The sequence below is a fragment of the Dermabacter hominis NBRC 106157 genome, assembly GCF_001570785.1.
Lineage (GTDB): Bacteria > Actinomycetota > Actinomycetes > Actinomycetales > Dermabacteraceae > Dermabacter > Dermabacter hominis.
In genome coordinates, this window is sequence record NZ_BCSI01000008.1 from 17969 (window position 1) to 35292 (window position 17324).

A 17324-nucleotide genomic window follows, 5' to 3' on the forward strand; every position below is an offset into this window, starting at 1 on the left:
CGATGAGCGACCGAGGACGACACAGAAAAGAGACTCTATGACGTCCATGACGCGCCGACAGCTCGGCCTCTTCACCCTTGCCGCGTGCTCCACGGGCGCCCTCGCCTCGTGCAGTGGCGACTCGACAAAGCAGGACGCCCGGTCGTCAAGCGACGCGAGCGGCACCCGCACCGTCACCGACGCTCGCGGCAAAGTGGACGTTCCCGTATCACCGAAACGCATTGGTGCAACCGACAACCGGATCTTCCGCAGCCTCGAGGCATGGGGAGTCGACCTGGTCGTCGCGCCGCGCCAGCTCATGCCGAAGGGCATTTCCTACAAGGATGACGAGAACATTCTCGATTCGGGATCACACCGCGAACCCGACCTCGAACAGTTCGTCGCTGCCGATCCCGATCTCGTTCTCAATGGCCAGCGCTACGCGCAGTACTACGAGGACATCAAGGCTCTCGTGCCAAACGCGGCGATCGTCGACACCGACATCGACACTGAGAAGAAACCGCTCGACGACGAGCTCAAGCGCCAGATCACACTCCTCGGCGCCACCCTCGGACACGAAACCGAAGCGCAGAAGCTCATCGAGGCTTTCGAGGCCGCCATCGAGCGCGTCAAGACGGCATATTCCACCGACAACACGGTCATGGGGCTCATTACCTCGGGCGGAACGATCAATTATGCGGCTCCCAAAACGGGCAGGGCCATAGGCCCCCTGTTCCCCGTCCTGGGCCTCACTCCCGCGCTCGAGGTTGAAGGCACCGGCGACCACAAAGGCGACGATGTATCGCTCGAAGCCATCGCCTCCGCGAACCCCGACTGGATCATCGTCATGGACCGCGACGCGGCCGTCGCCGCCGACGAGGAAGGTTACAAGCCCGCCGCCGAACTCATCGAGAACGCTGAAGCCCTCGCGCACGTCACGGCCATCACCGAAGGTCACGTCGTGTACATGCCCTCGAACTTCTACATCACCGAGGACATCCAGGCCTACACGGAATTCCTCGAGACCTTCGCGGACGCTCTCGAGTCGAAAAAGAGCTGACGCACAAAGGACTGCATGAGTGTGACAGAAGCCGCCCCACCGGCGGAGCGGAGAAGGCCCGCGAGCGGAACCTCGCTCGCGGGCCCTCGACGCAATCGCATCGCCCTGATCGTCGCTCTCTTCGCGACCCTCGCCCTTCTCGTGCTCTCACTTTTCGTGGGCGTCTACGACATCACGGGTGGCGATCGTGGATGGGACATCTTCCTCATCACGCGCGTCCCACGAACGCTTGCGCTCGTGCTGTCGGGCAGCGCGATGGCGATGTGCGGCCTCATCATGCAGCTGCTCACGCAAAACAAGTTCGTTGAGCCCTCCACGACGGGCACGACCGAGTGGGCGAGTCTCGGCCTCATAGCCGTGATGATCCTCTTCCCTACGGCAGGGCTCGTTCCCCGCATGGTCGGTGCGATCATCTTCGCGCTTATCGGCACCCTCGTATTTTTTGGGTTCCTCGAGCGCGTAAGCCTCAAGAGCTCTCTCATCGTGCCCATCGTCGGCATCATGCTCGGCGCTGTCGTCGGGTCACTGACAACCTTTATTGCCCTCGAAACCGACACGCTGCAAAGCCTCGGCATTTGGTTCACGGGAAGTTTCACGGGCCTCGTGCGCGGCCGCTACGAGCTCCTCTTCCTCGTGCTCCTCGTTCTCGTCGCGGCATTCATCGTCGCGGATCGCTTCACGGTCGCGGGTCTCGGCAAGGACGTCGCCACCAACGTGGGCCTCAACTATCGCGCCGTCGTTTTTCTCGGTGTCTTCCTCGTCGCAGTAGCCACCGGAATTGTCACCGTGATCGTGGGGCGCCTGCCCTTCCTCGGCCTCATCGTCCCGAACATGGTCTCGATGATCCGCGGAGACGATCTGCGCTCGAACCTCCCCTGGGTCATGCTGCTCGGGGTGTGGGTCGTGACGGTCTGCGACCTCATCGCACGCACGATCATCGCCCCATTCGAGATGCCCGTGAGCGTCGTGCTCGGCATCATCGGCGCAGCAGTTTTTCTCGTCCTCATCGTGAGGAGGAACCGTCGTGGCCGATAGCACTCGCGAGCCCACCCTCCATCCGAGCGCGGCAACTCTCAAGGATCCCTCGCTCGCGACTGTCACCGACATTCGCGACGTCGAGAAAGCACAGGAGCAGCGCACACGCAAGGGCATTCCCAATCTGCTGGCAACCGTCGGACCAGCGCGCGTAAGCGCGTGCGCTCCCGAACGACACTCCGGTCCCTTCATCACCCGTTCCTCGCGCACCCGATACGCGCTCCTGCTCGCGAGTCTCGCCACGATTGCGGTGCTGACGACCACCGGAATCTTGGCGTGGAACAACCCGCTGCCCTTCGGAACCGAGGGTTTCTGGCGGATCGCGACGATGCGCGCGAGTGCGATCGTCGTCATGGCGGTGGTCGCCACGTGCCAGGCATTCGCCACCATCGCCTTCCAAACGGCGACGGCGAACCGCATCATCACGCCCTCGATCATGGGCTTCGAGTCGCTGTACGTCCTTTTGCACACCTCCGCGGTATTTTTCCTTGGCGCGGCGGGGATTACGCAGCTCACGGGTACCGGGCAGTTCTTCCTTATGGCGGCCCTCATGGTGGGCTTCTCCGGGCTTTTGTACGGCTGGCTGCTCAACTCTAAGACGGGCAGCATTCACGTCATGCTCCTCGTGGGAATCGTCCTCGGCGGCGGCCTGGGCTCGCTCTCAACGTTTATGCAGCGGCTGCTTGATCCGAGCGATTTCGACATTCTCACCACCCGCATGTTCGGCAATATCTCAAACGCCGAACTCACCCACCTCCCGTTCGTGATCCCGATCGTCGTGCTCGCCGCAGCACTGCTGTTCGCTTACTCGCCTCGCCTCAACGTCCTCGCACTCGGGCGCGAAACGGCGACCAACCTCGGCGTTCACCACAAGCGCGCAACGATCCTCGTGCTACTGCTCGTCTCTATTCTCATGGCGATGACGACCTCGCTCGTCGGCCCGATGACCTTCCTCGGCTTCCTCATCGCCGCCCTCACCTACCAGCTCACCGACACCTACGACCACCGACTCCTGTTTCCCGCGGCGATCCTCATCGGCTACGACGTCATGACGCTCGCCTACTTCATCCTCCGGCACGTCTTTAACGCGCAGGGCGCGGTCACCGTCATCATCGAGCTCATTGGCGGGCTCGCGTTTTTGCTGTTCATTCTCCGAAAGGGGCGCCTGTGATTCGCGTAGAGAACCTCACGAAAAACTATGGGCAGGGCGTACAGATCGGTCCCGTCAACGTCGAGATTTCGAGCGGCCTCACCGCTCTCGTGGGCCCAAACGGCGCGGGCAAATCTACTCTCCTGACCATGATTGGCCGCCTTCTCGAGGCGGATTCGGGCACGGTCACGATCGATGGGCGCGATATCGCCTCGATGCCCTCGCGCGAGGTCTCGACGATGCTCGCGATCCTCCGCCAAGACAATCACTTCGTCACTCGCCTCACGGTGCGTCAGCTCGTCGCTTTTGGCCGCTTCCCGTATTCGCGTGGCCGGCTCACCGTCAAAGACGAGAGGATCGTGTCCGAAGCGATCGATTTCGTGAACCTTACGCCGCTCGAGAATCGCTTTCTCGACGAGCTTTCGGGAGGCCAGCGCCAGCGCGCATACGTCGCGATGGTGCTCGCGCAAGACACCGAATATCTGCTGCTCGATGAACCACTCAACAACCTCGACATGCAGCACAGCGTGCAAATGATGAAACAGCTTCGTCGCGCGAGCGACGAGCTGGGGCGCACGGTCGTGATCGTCGTGCACGACATTAACTTCGCGGCGCACTACGCGGACCACATCATCGCGATGAATGACGGTAAGGTCACCGTCCAGGGCTCACCCACTGAAATCGTGTGTGGCGAGACCCTCTCGCGCGTGTTCAAGACCGACGTCGACGTCGTCGACGGGCCGCGCGGGCCGCTCGCCGTCTATTTCTAAACCTGCCGCGCACGCCATCTGCGGGTGCAAACATCGGTCGGGCGGGCTGGAAATCAGGGCACGTCAGGCGGCTACCTGGACCGTTTTGGGGCCGACGATCGCCTAGGCTGCCTCGATGCCGAGTTCTTTCGCGGCGCGCGCCCTCACGCGCGAGCGATGCACGCGCATGGCCACGAGCCCGCACACGGCGACGACGAGACCGAAAGCACCCGCGGAAAAGAACGCTGCGCCGGCGCCACCCGCGTCGATGACGACGCCCACGATCGGGCTGCCAAGGCTCGAGCCGATCGTCATGGCACTGCCGTGCCAGCCCATGGCCTCGCCGCGCGCAATCTCGGGGACGCGCCGCGAGATCGCTTCGCCCGTTGCGGCGATGCTCGGCGCGATCCCGAGGCCGGATATGAAGCACAGGATGAAGGCCGTGGGAAGGTTCGATACAAGCGCGATGGGCATGGTCACGATCGACAGCCAGAAGAGCACCCACAGCGGGTGAAGGTCGTTTTTCATGGCGCCGTAGGCGAGGCCACCGATCGCGCTGCCGAGGCACCAGATCGCGACGACGGGGCCGATGAAGTCTTTGTGATCGAGCTCTTCCATGAGGGCAACGATGCCCAGGTCCCCGGTGACGAGGATGACGCTGCCCACCGCCGTCGCGATGAGGATCGCGATGCCGCCGAGCGAGAGGAGTTGCCTGCGCGCGAGGGAGCGGGCTTCGTCGAGCGCTCGCGACGTTTCGGGAGAGGTCTCGTCGAGGTCGGCCTGGGACAGAGCGGTGATTTGACCGGTTTGTGTGTTCTCGAAGGCGATGCGCTCAGCGACCGCTGCGGGCGAGCGCTCGAGGCCGCTCTCAGCAACTTCGAGCGGCTCGGGCATACGTGTGGGCAGCACGATCTGCTCGCTCGAGAGGGGCGGGTCAACGATCATGAGCCCGATGCCGGCGATGACAACCGCGCCGCCAATCACCCACATCGCCACGTACGAGCCCCACGTGAAGACAAGGACGGTTCCCGCAGCCGGGCCGAGCATGAACACGAACTCGGTGATAACGGAGTCCAGAGCGAACGCGGATTTACGGATTTTTGCGGGGATGACGACCGAAAGGGAGGTACGCACGATCGAAAAGACCGGGATCGAAAACAGCCCCGCAACAAAGACCGCTGGGAGGAGAAGTCCGAACGGCAAAAACGGCGCGATCGCCCAAAAGGCGAGGTTGACGATGATCGGCGGGATGAGGGTGCGCGCAAGCCCCTTCGTATCCATGAGCCGCCCTCGCCACGGCGCCGAGATCGCTGCACCAAGGGTCGAAGAGGTCACGACGAGGCCGGCCATCATGTAATTCTGGCCGAGGCTCATGACGGTGTGGAGCGTCAGCACGAGACCCGTTGCAGAAAACGGGAAGCGTGCGAGGAACCCAAGGAGATAAATGGAGGGTGCCTTGGGAACCTGGAGAACCTCGCGGTACGTCGAAAGAGCCACCAGACGATCCTATCGCCGCGCGGGGATCACGGTGATTTTCAGGGAACTGACTCGCTCCGCGATGACCTGGGAGTGGGCGAGGTAGGTGTGGACCCGCGCCATGAGTGCATCGAGTTCTGCTTGCTCGAGGCCGGGAGTGAGGCCGAGCTTCAACTCGACTTCGCGCTCCTGCCCTGCCAGCACTTCGGCACCCTCAACTCCGTCGATAGCAGCCACGAGCGCCTCAACTTCGTCGAGCACCGTCGAGTCTTTGTACGGCGCGCACCAACGCCTGCCCTGCGCGATTGCCCAGAGCGCCGATCGGCGAAGAACGAGCGGTGCGCCGTCGCGTCCGAGGTCGAGGGCGAGGCACGTGCACCCTTCCGCGACGGCCGACTGAGCTGCCTGTTCGAGCACCATCGGCACGGGGCGAGCCTCGGGGCTCCACGCGGAGAGAGCCGCGGCGCTTGTGAACACGGGAAGCGCCATCTGCCCATCGCTCAGTTGAAGCTTGAGCATGGCCATGTCGGAGGCGTTATCGGCGTGCAGCCCGCTCGCCGTTGTCGCGGTCTCGGTTGCAATCGCTTGGATTGGAATAAGCACACGCGTGCCGGCTAGGGCTTCAACGAGTTTTTCGCGTGTGGGGTCCTCCCCCGCATCGCACGCGTCGAGCGCCTTGGCGACGCCCTCGTTTCGCTCCCCCATATCACCAGGGAAGTGTGAAGGCGTGAGGTCGCGCCCGTGCCACGGTGTTCCCGCGGTGTCCGCGCGCTGATCCTTCGTTGCGAAATGCGGGGGTAGCGTGCGCGCGACCTTGGGATCTTGTCTCCGAAGGCTCATTTTTTCCTTTCCGACGGTTGCTCGGCACCCTCGTTTTCGACTCTCTGCACGCACGCGAGACCGAAACGCCCTTCGAGGAGGGCGCGGCCCACGATGGTCCCTGCCACTCGGGTGTGGCCGGCAAGCCGCGCAAGGTCCTCGATGTCTTTCAGGTCCGCGATTCCTCCCGATGCGATGAGTTCGGCGTCGGTCGCCCTCGAGACGCTCTCGAGGAGGGCAAGGGGCGGGCCTGAGAGAGCGCCGTCGCGATCGATCTCCGTGACGATGAGGCGAGCGCAGCCCGCGTCGTTGAGAAACGCGAGGATGTCCGTGAGCTCCCCGATGGGGTCCTCGCTTCCGCGAGGGTGAACGAGGGTTCCGCGCACGTCGACGCACACGGCGATACGCTCTGCGCGCGCATGAATCGCCTCTCGCACAAAGCCACGGTCCGCGAGCGCGGAAGCGGAGAGATTGACGCGCGCACACCCGGTTGCGAGCGCCGTGGTGAGGGCATCGCGAGAGTCGATACCGCCCGAACACTGGGTGCGAACCCCGAGGTCTCGTGCGCCGCGCACGATCTCGGCGAGCAGCGCCTCATTGTTCCCTCTCCCAAAAGCCCGGTCGAGGTCAGCAAGGTGGATCCACGCGGCGCCGCTGCGCGCGAAGAGTCGGGCAGCCTCGGCTGGGTGCAGAGCGTCGTGTCCGCGTGGTGCGCGTGCGAGGGCCCCACCCGCGATGTCAATAGCGGGCAGAAGGGCGAGCTGAGACATGCTCCAGTCCTAGCCCATCCGGATACGCCAAAAGGCGACGAGAACGCACGCGAGGCCCGTAACTGCGAGCGCGATGACAGCGAGGATCGGCTTCTTTTGCTTCGTGAACGAGTAGGCGCCGCCGAGGAGAATCCCTCCGAAGGCAAGCATGACGTAGGCGAGAATCACTTGCGTCGACCGCCCGCGATCCACTTCACCGCTTCGAGGCGGCTGATGCTCGAGGGATCGTACGTCTCCTCGAGATCCTCGAGCGCATCGACGCCGAGGAGAAGATCCTCGACCTCCCCCGCAAGCGCGCCGAGCACGAGTGCCGGTGAGGTCTCCCCTTCGTTGCGACCCGCGCGGTAGCGGAACGCCATCATTCGATCACCGCGGCGCCAAAACATCACGACGCCCTGGCGCTGAAGCCCGAGGGACACGAGGCGGGCAAGCGTGTGTGCCTCTTCCTCATCCACATGGCCCGTGAGGATCGCGCCCGTTTCCGCCTGCGCAGTGACGGCTCCCTCGGGAAACGGTGTGCGATCGTCTTCAGCGGCGAGCGCAAGACGCACCACGCCCGCGAGCGCCTTCGCCGACGCGAGTGGGGTTGCGACAATGGCGATCGGGGTGGGGGCTGCCGGGTCTTCGGCCGGCGCGGAATCATGGAGGGTCGAGAGATCGTCGGGGACCTCCACGTCATCGCCGCTTCCGCCGGGCGTCGCTGGAGTGGGGCCCGTGAGCGAGCCAGCGCTTCCCGGCGTGTTGGGTCCCGTTGGCTTGCGCAGACTGCCGGGAACCGCGTATCCGGTTGGCGGTTCGTCCCCTGAGCCTAGGATGGAATCGTCGATGTCGATCCCCCGCATCATCGCCTCGAACTCGGCATCGATTTTCGCCTTATCGCGATCGCTCTCGCCGTTCTCGCCGTTGCTGGGGGTCGCGGTCATCGTGCGGGCCTTTCGTCGACGTCGGTGGGCGGGTCCGTCACCTTCACGGACCCTCACGTAATTTTACGCCCCGGGAAGGGGCTAGGGTGGCGGGGTGAGAAATTACTACAGGGCCCTCGCGGCCGACGCTTTCCTCGTTGTCCTCTTTTCCGTACTCGGAACGCTGAGCCACAACGGCGCGCTCACACTCGTGAACCTTGCGCGTGTCGCGTGGCCGTTCCTCGCGGGACTCGTGCTCGCCCACCTCGTGCTGCGCGCGTGGCGTGTCGAACCGTGGCGGCTGTGGCCCCACGGCGTGTTCATCGTTGCCATCACGGTCGTGACCGCGATGCTTCTGCGCACCCTCACGGGCGCGGGCACCGCGCTGCCGTTCGTTCTCGTCTCCTTCGCCGTCAATGCGCTGTTCCTCCTGGGCTGGCGGGTGATCGCGGGGCTTGTGACGCGACGGAAGCAGGCAGACGTCGGACACAGCTCCACGCACTAAAACCGCGGCCGCACCCCGAGCGCCCCTAGTTCAGGCACTGCGCGCCCAGCAAGGTCTTGAGGGAGGCAAAAAGGGCAGGCGAAGGCGCCACCGACAGTCGCCGATCCACGCGCATAAGCGTCGATCGGCCGGGCTCGGTAAGGCGCAGGCGCACCTCGCTCCCGCCCGGGTTGTCCTCGAGAATCCCGCGCAGCTGCTGGGCGACCTCGCTCGTCATGCGCGAATCGGGGACGGTGATCATCAGGGGACCATCGGACATCGCCCCGGACGTGTCAAGCACCCGCATCTCCTGCACGCGCATCTCGGGTGACCCCTTCGAGTTGTCGACGCGCCCCTTCATCGAGACGACGAGATCGCCCGCGAGCTCCGTCGCAACCTGCTGATACGACTGCGGAAACATGAGACAGTCGATTGCACCCTCGAGATCCTCGACGGTGACGATCGCCCACGTATCGCCCTTCTTCGTGATCTTGCGCTGAATATTCGTGATGAGACCCGCGATCGTGACCATCCCAAGCGAGTCCGTATCCTCGGCTTCCGCGAGGGCTGTGATCGAATGCGAGCTCGCCTGCGCAATGACGTGCTCAAGGCCCTGAAGGGGATGGTCACTCACGTATAGGCCAAGCATCTCGCGCTCGAACGCGAGCTTCTGCTTGCGATCCCACTCGGGAAGCTCCGGAATCTGAATCGTCGCGGCGCTACCCGACGCATAGTCGTCGCCGAACATGCCGCCGCCGAAAAGGTCATCCTGCCCCTGAGCTTCCTTGCGTTTGACGTCCACGATCCCGTCAACCGCGTCCTCGTGCACGAGGACGAGCGAACGGCGGTTGTGACCGAGCGAGTCAAACGCGCCGCCCTTGATGAGCGAATCGATCGTGCGCTTGTTGCATACCGAAAGCGGAACCTTGTCGAGGAAGTCCGTGAATGACGTGAACTCGCCCTTTTCTTCACGCGTCTTGATGATCTCTTCGACGACGTGCGCGCCGACATTCTGAATCGCCGACAGCCCGAAGCGGATATCAGAACCGACGGCCGCGAAGTTCATGAGCGAGGAGTTCACGTCCGGTGGAAGCACGGTGATGTGCCGGTGGCGGCAATCGCCGAGGTAGAGGCCGAGCCGGTCGCGGTTGTTCTGGGTCGACGTGAGAAGCGCGGCCATGTATTCGGTGGGATAGTTCGCCTTGAGGTAGGCGGTCCAGTACGACACGACGCCGTACGCCGCCGAGTGCGACTTGTTGAACGCGTAGTCCGCGAAGGGAAGCAGCACATCCCACAGGGCCTGTACGGCGGAATCGCTATAGCCATGGTCGAGCATGCCCTGGCGAAAGCCCACGTACTGCTTATCGAGTTCTGCCTTCTTCTTCTTGCCCATGGCTCGACGAAGAATGTCAGCTTGACCAAGCGTGAAGCCCGCGACTTGCTGCGCGGTCTGCATGACCTGCTCCTGGTACACGATCACGCCGTAGGTCTCGGCGAGAATGTCGTGAAGCGGCTCCTCGAGCTCCGGGTGGATCGGCGTGATCTCCTGGAGCCCGTTCTTCCTGAGCGCGTAGTTCGTGTGCGAGTTCATGCCCATCGGGCCCGGACGATACAGGGCCGACACGGCGCTAATGTCGCCGAACTTATCGGGTTTCATCTGGCGAAGCAGGGAGCGCATGCCCGCACCATCGAGCTGGAACACGCCGAGAGTATCGCCGCGTTGAAGCAGATCGAACGTCGCCGGATCTTCGAAGCCAAGGTGGTCGAGGTCGGGGACCTCTTTGCCGTTCGACTCGATGTTCTCAATCGCGTCGGAAATCACCGTGAGGTTACGCAGCCCAAGGAAGTCCATCTTGAGCAGGCCGAGGGTTTCACACGTCGGATAGTCGAACTGCGTGATGATCTGCCCATCGGAAGGGCGACGCATCATCGGGATGATGTCGGTGAGGGTCTCGCTCGACATGATCACCGCGCACGCGTGCACACCCCAGCCGCGCGTGAGGCCCTCGACGCCCTGCGCGATATCCATAACGCGCTGCCACGACGGATTTTCCCGATACTGACGGCGGAAATCCTCAGCCTCCGCGTAGCGCTTATCGTTTTCGTCGAAAATCCCCTTGAGCGTGATGTCCTTGCCCATCACCGCGGGCGGAAGCGCCTTCGTCATCTGGTCGCCGAGCGCATACGGCTCGCCGAGCACACGCGCCGAGTCCTTGATCGAGTTCTTCGTTTTCATCACGCCGTACGTGATGACCTGCGCGACCTTGTCATCGCCGTAGCGTTCGGTCACATACTCGAGCACCTCGCCGCGACGGCGATCGTCGAAGTCCACGTCGAAGTCGGGCATGGACACGCGATCCGGGTTGAGGAAGCGCTCGAAGAGAAGCCCGTGAGGAAGGGGGTCGAGATCGGTAATTCGCATCGCGTACGCCACCATCGAGCCCGCACCGGAACCACGGCCCGGCCCCACGCGGATACCGCGTTCCTTCGCCCAGCGGATGAAGTCGGAGACGACGAGGAAGTACCCCGGAAAGCCCATGCGCGTGATGATGCCAACCTCGTAGTCGGCGCGTTCCTGCACTTCGTCGGGGATCCCGCTCGGGTAACGCTCGTGCAAGCCCTTTTGGACTTCCTTCACGAACCAGGAGTGTTCGTCCTCTCCCTCGGGAACCGGGAAACGCGGCATGTAGTTCGCGCCCTCCGCGGTCGTCGTGAACTCCACGTCGCACATTTCGGCGACCCGGAGAGTGTTATCGCATGCCTCGGGCAGCTCCCGGAAAAGCTCGCGCATCTCACGGGCGCTCTTGAGGTAATAGCCCGAGCCATCAAACTTGAAGCGCCCCGGCGTATCGAACGTCGAGCCAGAGTTAATGCACAAAAGGGCGTCTTGGATTTTCGCGTCATCTTCGTACACGTAATGCAGGTCGTTGGTGGCAAGGAGGGGCGCGCCAATCTTCTTCGACAGCTCGATGAGGTCTTTTGTGACGCGCCGCTCAAGCTCAAGACCGTGGTCCATGAGTTCGACGAAGTAGTTCTCCTTACCGAACATGTCCTGGTATTCGCCAGCGGCCTTGACGGCTTCGTCCCACTGCCCGAGGCGAATGCGAGTCTGAATCTCACCGGAAGGGCAGCCCGTCGAGGCGATCAGACCATCGGAATACTTCGAGAGAATCTCGCGGTCCATGCGGGGCCACTTGCCCATCTGACCATCGAGCGAAGCGAAGCTCGCGAGCCGGAACAGATTGTGCATGCCCGCGGTCGTGCGGCTCAGGAGTGTGAGGTGGGTGTAGGCACCGCGCGCCGAAACGTCATCGCCAGCATCCTGCTGCGCTTTCGTTCCCCACTGCACGCGCGATCGATCGTGACGGCTCGTGCCGGGCGTCACGTACGCCTCAACGCCGATGATGGGCTTCACGCCCGCGGCTACAGCGTTCTTGTAAAACTCGTAGGCCCCAAACACGTATCCGTGGTCGGTGATCGCGATTGCGTTCTGGCCGGCTTCAGCGGCGGCGTTCACGAGCTTGCTGATCTTCGAGGCCCCATCGAGCATCGAGTAATCGGTGTGGACGTGAAGGTGAACGAAATCCTCTGAAGCCATGCCCACGATGGTAGTCGGCCGAACGCGAATAGGCGGCCTCAGAAACCCGCGCGTGCGATCCTGCTCCTAGCTCGAGCGCAACACCTCGAGCGCGTGCTCAAGATCCGCCGGGTACGGGGCCTCGAACGCCACGCGCGCATGCCTCGTGGGGTGCTCAAACGCGAGCGCTCGCGCGTGCAGCCACTGCCGCACGAGACCAAGCTTCTCGGCCAGTTTCGGATCGGAACCATACTGCGGGTCCCCCGCAAGGGGATGCCCGGCAGCACTCATATGCACGCGGATTTGGTGGGTCCTGCCAGTTTCGAGTTTGATGTCGAGGAGGGAGGCGCCCGGAAACATCTCAATCACGTCGTAGTGCGTGACCGACGGTTTTCCGCTTGCCATAACGGCGAACTTGTAGTCGTGCTTCTGGCTGCGCCCGATAGGCGCGTCGATTGTGCCCTTCATATTGTCGAAGTGTCCCTGGGCGAGAGCGTGGTAACGCTTGTCGACGAGCCGGTTGCGAAACGCGTTCTTCAAGACCGAGTAGGCGACTTCGCTCTTCGCGACAACCATGAGGCCGCTCGTGCCTACGTCGAGGCGGGAGACGATACCGCGACGCTCCTGCGCGCCGCTGGTCGTGATAGCCACGCCCGCGCCAAGCAGGCCGCCGAGAACGGTCGGGCCTTCCCACCCGACGCTCGGATGCGCGGCAACGCCCACGGGCTTATTGACTACAACGATGTCGGCATCCTCGAAGACGATGTCCATACCGTCCACTTTTTCGGGGGCAACATCCGCGATGTCGCGCACCTCGGGAAGCGTCACCGCGAGCTCCTGGCCCTCGCTCACGCGTTCCGAGCGAGCGGGGACCTCACCGTCGATGAGGACGTTGCCCGACTGCACGAGGTCCGCGACCTTCGTGCGCGAGAGCCCCAGGAGGCGGGAGAGTGCGACGTCGACGCGCTCCCCTTCGAGCCCACCGGGGACGAAGAAGAGTCGCTCGCCACTCACTCGCTCGCCTCGATCTTCTCCCCCGCATCCAACGGGACGTTGACAAGGGTGAGGAGCACGAGCAGAACGGCTCCACTCGTGACGGCGATGTCCGCGACGTTAAAGATCGGCCAGTGCGGGAGCTCGAGGAAATCGACAACGTGACCGGTGAGCGGCCCCGGGTCCCGAAAAAGGCGATCGACGATGTTTCCGAGAGCGCCCCCGAGAAGAAGCGAGAGCGATATCGCCCACGCGCGCGAGCGCACGGTGCGGACGAGAACGATGACAACGGCGAGCGCGATCCCAATCTGAACACCGGTGATGATCGGGGTGATCGAACCACCGAACCCGAAAGCAGCGCCCGAGTTATAGATGAGGCGGAGTTTGAGGATGTCCCCGACGAGGGGCTGCGCGAGGTTGTGCTCGAGGGTGTTTTCGGCCCATAGCTTCGACAGCTGGTCGAGCACAAAGACGATCGCGGCGATCGCGAACGCCACGATCAGGGTGGAACGGGCGGAAGCGCCGGCCGCACGTGCGGTTCCGGCGCTTCCCTTCATCGTGTTGCCGCTCATAGGCCGTAGTTGGCGGCCTTCTCCTGGCTTTCGCCAGTGTCGAGATCGCGAAGCTGGTTCTCGAGGTAGTTACGCAGGCGAGTGCGGTAGTCACGCTCGAAGGTGCGCAGCGATTCGATTTCCTTCTCGAGTTCGCTCTTGGTGCCCTCGAGGCGCTCGAGCGTGGTGCGCGAGGTCTCGTTGGCCTCGTTGATGATGCGCTCGTGCTCGGCGGTACCCTCGCTGATGAGGCGATCGCGCTCGGCCTGACCGTTCGCAACGTGCTCGTCGTGGAGGCGCTGCGCGAGCGAGATGAGCTCGGAGGCGGAATCGGTTTCGCCAACGCGAGTCGCGCCTGCGGCCGCAGCGGGAGCAACGGCAGCGACAGCGGTTTCGGTCTCCGGCTCGGTCGCGGGAGCCTCGGTCGGCTCATCGGCGCTTTCGGTTCCGACGGCTGCCGGCGCGACGGCACCGTCGCCTTCCTGGTTGACGCGGGCCTCGAGTTCGGCAACGCGGCTCTGTGCTTCCTCGAGCTCGCGCTTCAGGCGGTCGTTTTCCTCGATGAGTTCACGAAGGCGGGGAATGACGTCGTCGTCGAGGTACTTGTCGACCTCGTCCATGTCGTAGCCCTCGGTAAAGCGCACGGGAGTAAAGCGCTTGTCTTCGAGATCCTTTGGCATAAGAGCCATGGGTTCCACCTCTTGTCGTTTGAACAGATGATGACTATTTAACTCTACCCGAGAGTGCGGGCGCACCCTGAAAACACGGATCGTTTCCCGCAGCTACGCTCACAACACGAAGGGAGCGACGAGCATCGAGATGATCGAGCACGCAAAGAAGATCACGAGGACGCTCACATCGAGCGCTACATCGCCGAGCCTCAGTGGCGGAATCACGGACCTCAGGGCCTTCACCGGAGGGTCCGTCACCGTATAGATCAACTCGCATACCACGAGCACAAAGCCGCGCGGCTTAAACGATCGCGCGTACGACTGGATCATCTCGAGACCAATCCGCACGAGCAGAAGGATCGAGAATAGATACGCCGCGAGGTAGACGACAGAGGCGAGGATCGCCATGTTCAGCTCTGGTTGTAGAACGTGCCCTCGTCGGTGCGGGACTCACCCTCAACTTCGATGAACTCCGGCGACAGCAGGAACACCTTGGTGGTCACGCGCTCAATCGTGCCGCGAAGACCAAACACAAGGCCCGCCGAGAAGTCAACCATGCGCTTCGCGTCAGCTTCACTCATGTCAGAGAGATTGAGGATAACGGGAACGCCATCGCGGAACGATTCACCGATGCTCTTGGCGTCGTTGTAGGAGCGGGGGTGAATCGTGGTGATGCGCTGCATGGTCTCCGGTGCGGCCGGCGCAAGCGAGACGCCGGTCTGGTGCGGACGAAGCGGGGTCACGTTTGCCTCCTGGACCTTGGGCTCCGCGGTGCGCTCCGGGACGCGCGCAGCGTGCGTGTCCTCGGCCGCGTAGCTCTGGGTGTCGTCGTAGTAGGTGTCCTGTTCTTCGGCGAGCCCAACGCTCACCATCAAGTTGCGCAATGCGCCCATCGAAGTTCTCCCTATAAAGAAGCCGGTTGTTCGCCCCTGGGGAAGCACGGGAGTGCGGGGTCTTTCTTGAAACTACCGCAGGAAACCCTGGTGCCGCGGAATTTACACGCGTGTCGCACGTTGCGCTTAGGCGCGATTCTCACACGGCCCGGGGGCTCCGCGTAATGACGCCCGCAAAGCGCCCGGTTCGTGGATCACGGCGGTAGGAAAAGAGTTCTTCGCTTTCGAGCGTGCACCGCTCGAGAACCTCGATCCCCTCGGGTGCAAGACCCGCGTCTCGCAGCGCGGCGACAGCACCGGCTGGCAGGTCGAGCGCCGGGGTATTCCACGACGTGCGCGAGGCTAGCGCAGGCTGAATCTCGACCGATTCCCGGAACATCGGCTCGGGAACTTCGTAGCATCGCCCGCACACCGACGGGCCGATAAGTGCGCGGATATTCGCGGGGCATGCATCGAGGCCCATCATCGCCTCAACACTCGCACCGAGGACTCCGCCGAGAAGGCCGCGGCGCCCCGCATGCGCTGCCGCGATCACGCCACGCTGTTCATCGGCGAGCAGCACCGGAACGCAATCGGCGACCATGATCGCAAGGGCGACGTCGGGACGGTCAGTCACAAGAGCATCCGCGACGTGCGCGTGCTCCCGCATGGCACGGACGTCCCGCTCGCTGCGCACGATAGCGACGTCCGCGGAATGTACTTGTTCGACGAAAACGAGAGGTACCCCGAGTTCGCGCTCGAGAACCTCCCGACGCGCACGCACCCGATTCGGGTCGTCGCCTACGTGCAGCGCAAGGTTGCCTTCAGCAACGCCCGTGAAAAGGGCGCGGGCCCCCGACAAGTCGAAGGCCCGCGCACATGATTCGCTGCTCATGGTTCAGCGAAGGAACTGGGGAATATCGAGATCGTCGTCCGGGTTCGAATCCTGCTGGATCGAGGGAACGTTGGGCACCTGCGGCCGCTCAACCTGGACTGCGCCTTCCGCCTCAGCTGGATCCTGCTGCGCCCCCTGAGCCTGTTCGGTGTTGACCTGCGGCGAGCGAGCCGGGATGTAGCCCTGGCCCTGCGCGGGAGCCGAAACCCAGTCGCGGCTCGAGCTTTGCTGCTCGGGCTGGGCGGGGGCAGCCTGCGGGGCGCTATTCGGCACACCCTGCTGCTTCTGCTGCGCGGCATCCTCTGCGCGCTCGGGCTTCGGGTCGAAGCCCGCGGCGATCACGGTCACGCGCACTTCGTCGCCGAGGGCATCATCGATGGCGGTACCGAAGATGATGTTCGCGCTCGGGTGAGCAGCTTCCTGGATGAGGCGCGCGGCATCCGACACTTCGACGAGGCCGAGATCGCTGCCACCCTGAACCGACAGGAGCACGCCGTAGGCGCCGTCGATCGACGCCTCGAGCAGGGGGCTCGAGACCGCGAGTTCAGCGGCCTGGAGGGCGCGGTCGTCACCGCTCGCGGTGCCGATGCCCATGAGCGCAGTGCCGGCGTCCTTCATCACGCTCTTGACGTCAGCGAAGTCGAGGTTGATGAGGCCCGGGGTGGTAATGAGGTCGGTGATGCCCTGCACGCCCTGAAGGAGAACCTGATCGGCGAGCTTGAACGCGTCGATCATCGACACCTTGACATCGGCAAGTTGGAGCAGCTTGTCGTTCGGGATGGTGATGAGCGTGTCGACCTCGGCCTGGAGAGCATCGATGCCCGAATCGGCCTGGGTCGAGCGGCGGCGGCCCTCGAACGTAAACGGACGCGTCACCACGCCGATCGTGAGAGCACCGAGCGAGCGGGCAATCTTCGCGACGACGGGCGCGCCGCCCGTTCCGGTGCCGCCACCTTCACCAGCGGTCACGAACACCATGTCGGCTCCTTCGAGCGCCTCGGCGATTTCGTCGTTGTGATCTTCGGCAGCCTTGCGCCCGACCTCCGGGTCAGCACCGGCGCCGAGGCCGCGGGTCAGTTCCTTGCCGACATCGAGCTTGACGTCGGCATCCGACATGAGCAGCGCCTGGGCATCGGTGTTAATGGCAATGAACTCGACGCCCTTGAGGCCGGACTCGATCATCCGGTTCACGGCGTTGACGCCGCCGCCGCCGACACCGACGACCTTAATGACTGCGAGGTAGTTCTGCGATCCGTCCACGTGGATGTCCTTGCTTTCGTTGCTCCAGCTCCACCCCATCACACTGCCTAGTGCGCCTCCCGCGCCCGGCGCGGACAGGAC

18 protein-coding genes are annotated in these 17324 nt (G+C 63.6%); 5 read left to right on the forward strand and 13 right to left on the reverse strand.

Annotated elements, in window-relative coordinates:
- The first annotated feature begins 37 nt into the window (after positions 1-37).
- The 4 genes from DEHOM01_RS07640 to DEHOM01_RS07655 are packed head-to-tail and all read left to right on the forward strand — an operon-like array spanning position 38 to position 3994.
- Positions 38-1039: a siderophore ABC transporter substrate-binding protein gene (locus tag DEHOM01_RS07640; RefSeq protein ID WP_061212225.1), complete on the forward strand. Its 1002-nt coding sequence runs from the start codon at positions 38-40 to the stop codon at positions 1037-1039.
- Positions 1040-1054: 15 nt separating this feature from the next.
- Positions 1055-2074 (forward strand): ABC transporter permease, encoded by a 1020-nt coding sequence (locus DEHOM01_RS07645; RefSeq protein WP_061212226.1) that lies wholly within the window; start codon positions 1055-1057, stop codon positions 2072-2074.
- Entirely contained in the window at positions 2064-3245 is a 1182-nt protein-coding gene (locus tag DEHOM01_RS07650) for an iron chelate uptake ABC transporter family permease subunit (RefSeq protein ID WP_082738791.1), read from the forward strand. The genes DEHOM01_RS07645 and DEHOM01_RS07650 overlap by 11 nt, the downstream gene beginning before the upstream one ends.
- Entirely contained in the window at positions 3242-3994 is a 753-nt protein-coding gene (locus DEHOM01_RS07655; protein ID WP_061212227.1) for an iron ABC transporter ATP-binding protein, read from the forward strand. The genes DEHOM01_RS07650 and DEHOM01_RS07655 overlap by 4 nt, the downstream gene beginning before the upstream one ends.
- 102 nt (positions 3995-4096) lie before the next feature.
- On the opposite strand, the gene DEHOM01_RS07660 is transcribed toward DEHOM01_RS07655, so the two are convergent.
- From DEHOM01_RS07660 to DEHOM01_RS07675, 5 genes are read right to left on the reverse strand one after another with little or no spacing between them, the layout of a single operon-like run.
- Positions 4097-5470 carry an MFS transporter gene (locus tag DEHOM01_RS07660; protein ID WP_061212228.1) on the reverse strand — a complete coding sequence of 458 codons (1374 nt, stop codon included), beginning with the start codon at positions 5468-5470 and terminating at the stop codon, positions 4097-4099.
- Between the two features lie 9 nt (positions 5471-5479).
- Positions 5480-6289: an SseB family protein gene (locus tag DEHOM01_RS07665; protein ID WP_061212229.1), complete on the reverse strand. Its 810-nt coding sequence runs from the start codon at positions 6287-6289 to the stop codon at positions 5480-5482.
- Positions 6286-7038: a HisA/HisF-related TIM barrel protein gene (locus DEHOM01_RS07670; RefSeq protein ID WP_061212230.1), complete on the reverse strand. Its 753-nt coding sequence runs from the start codon at positions 7036-7038 to the stop codon at positions 6286-6288. Before DEHOM01_RS07670 ends, DEHOM01_RS07665 begins: the two co-directional genes overlap by 4 nt.
- Before the next feature lie 9 nt (positions 7039-7047).
- Positions 7048-7206: a CG2302 family histidine operon protein gene (locus DEHOM01_RS09990; protein ID WP_167346663.1), complete on the reverse strand. Its 159-nt coding sequence runs from the start codon at positions 7204-7206 to the stop codon at positions 7048-7050.
- Positions 7203-7961 carry a hypothetical protein gene (locus DEHOM01_RS07675; RefSeq protein ID WP_061212231.1) on the reverse strand — a complete coding sequence of 253 codons (759 nt, stop codon included), beginning with the start codon at positions 7959-7961 and terminating at the stop codon, positions 7203-7205. The genes DEHOM01_RS09990 and DEHOM01_RS07675 overlap by 4 nt, the downstream gene beginning before the upstream one ends.
- Before the next feature lie 94 nt (positions 7962-8055).
- Between DEHOM01_RS07675 and DEHOM01_RS07680 the strand changes: the two genes are divergently transcribed.
- Complete coding sequence (locus DEHOM01_RS07680) at positions 8056-8445, forward strand: DUF3054 domain-containing protein (RefSeq protein ID WP_016662975.1); 390 nt, start codon at positions 8056-8058, stop codon at positions 8443-8445.
- Between the two features lie 25 nt (positions 8446-8470).
- Here the strand turns inward: DEHOM01_RS07680 and dnaE are convergent, their stop codons facing one another.
- The 8 genes from dnaE to ftsZ all read right to left on the reverse strand — a co-directional run bounded on the left by dnaE (position 8471) and on the right by ftsZ (position 17282).
- Positions 8471-12022 (reverse strand): DNA polymerase III subunit alpha, encoded by a 3552-nt coding sequence (gene dnaE, locus DEHOM01_RS07685; RefSeq protein ID WP_061212232.1) that lies wholly within the window; start codon positions 12020-12022, stop codon positions 8471-8473.
- A 66-nt stretch (positions 12023-12088) separates the two neighbouring features.
- Positions 12089-13015 carry an RluA family pseudouridine synthase gene (locus DEHOM01_RS07690; RefSeq protein WP_061212233.1) on the reverse strand — a complete coding sequence of 309 codons (927 nt, stop codon included), beginning with the start codon at positions 13013-13015 and terminating at the stop codon, positions 12089-12091.
- Positions 13012-13566 (reverse strand): signal peptidase II, encoded by a 555-nt coding sequence (gene lspA / locus DEHOM01_RS07695; protein ID WP_245630687.1) that lies wholly within the window; start codon positions 13564-13566, stop codon positions 13012-13014. The genes DEHOM01_RS07690 and lspA overlap by 4 nt, the downstream gene beginning before the upstream one ends.
- On the reverse strand, positions 13563-14234 hold the full coding sequence (locus tag DEHOM01_RS07700; protein WP_061212234.1) for a DivIVA domain-containing protein: 672 nt from the start codon (positions 14232-14234) through the stop codon (positions 13563-13565). The genes lspA and DEHOM01_RS07700 overlap by 4 nt, the downstream gene beginning before the upstream one ends.
- A gap of 99 nt (positions 14235-14333) precedes the next feature.
- Positions 14334-14624: a YggT family protein gene (locus DEHOM01_RS07705; protein WP_034370136.1), complete on the reverse strand. Its 291-nt coding sequence runs from the start codon at positions 14622-14624 to the stop codon at positions 14334-14336.
- A gap of 2 nt (positions 14625-14626) precedes the next feature.
- Complete coding sequence (locus tag DEHOM01_RS07710; protein ID WP_061212235.1) at positions 14627-15109, reverse strand: cell division protein SepF; 483 nt, start codon at positions 15107-15109, stop codon at positions 14627-14629.
- Between the two features lie 139 nt (positions 15110-15248).
- Complete coding sequence (gene pgeF / locus DEHOM01_RS07715; RefSeq protein ID WP_061212236.1) at positions 15249-15983, reverse strand: peptidoglycan editing factor PgeF; 735 nt, start codon at positions 15981-15983, stop codon at positions 15249-15251.
- Positions 15984-15986: 3 nt separating this feature from the next.
- On the reverse strand, positions 15987-17282 hold the full coding sequence (gene ftsZ, locus DEHOM01_RS07720; protein ID WP_016662983.1) for a cell division protein FtsZ: 1296 nt from the start codon (positions 17280-17282) through the stop codon (positions 15987-15989).
- Positions 17283-17324: the final 42 nt, after the last annotated feature.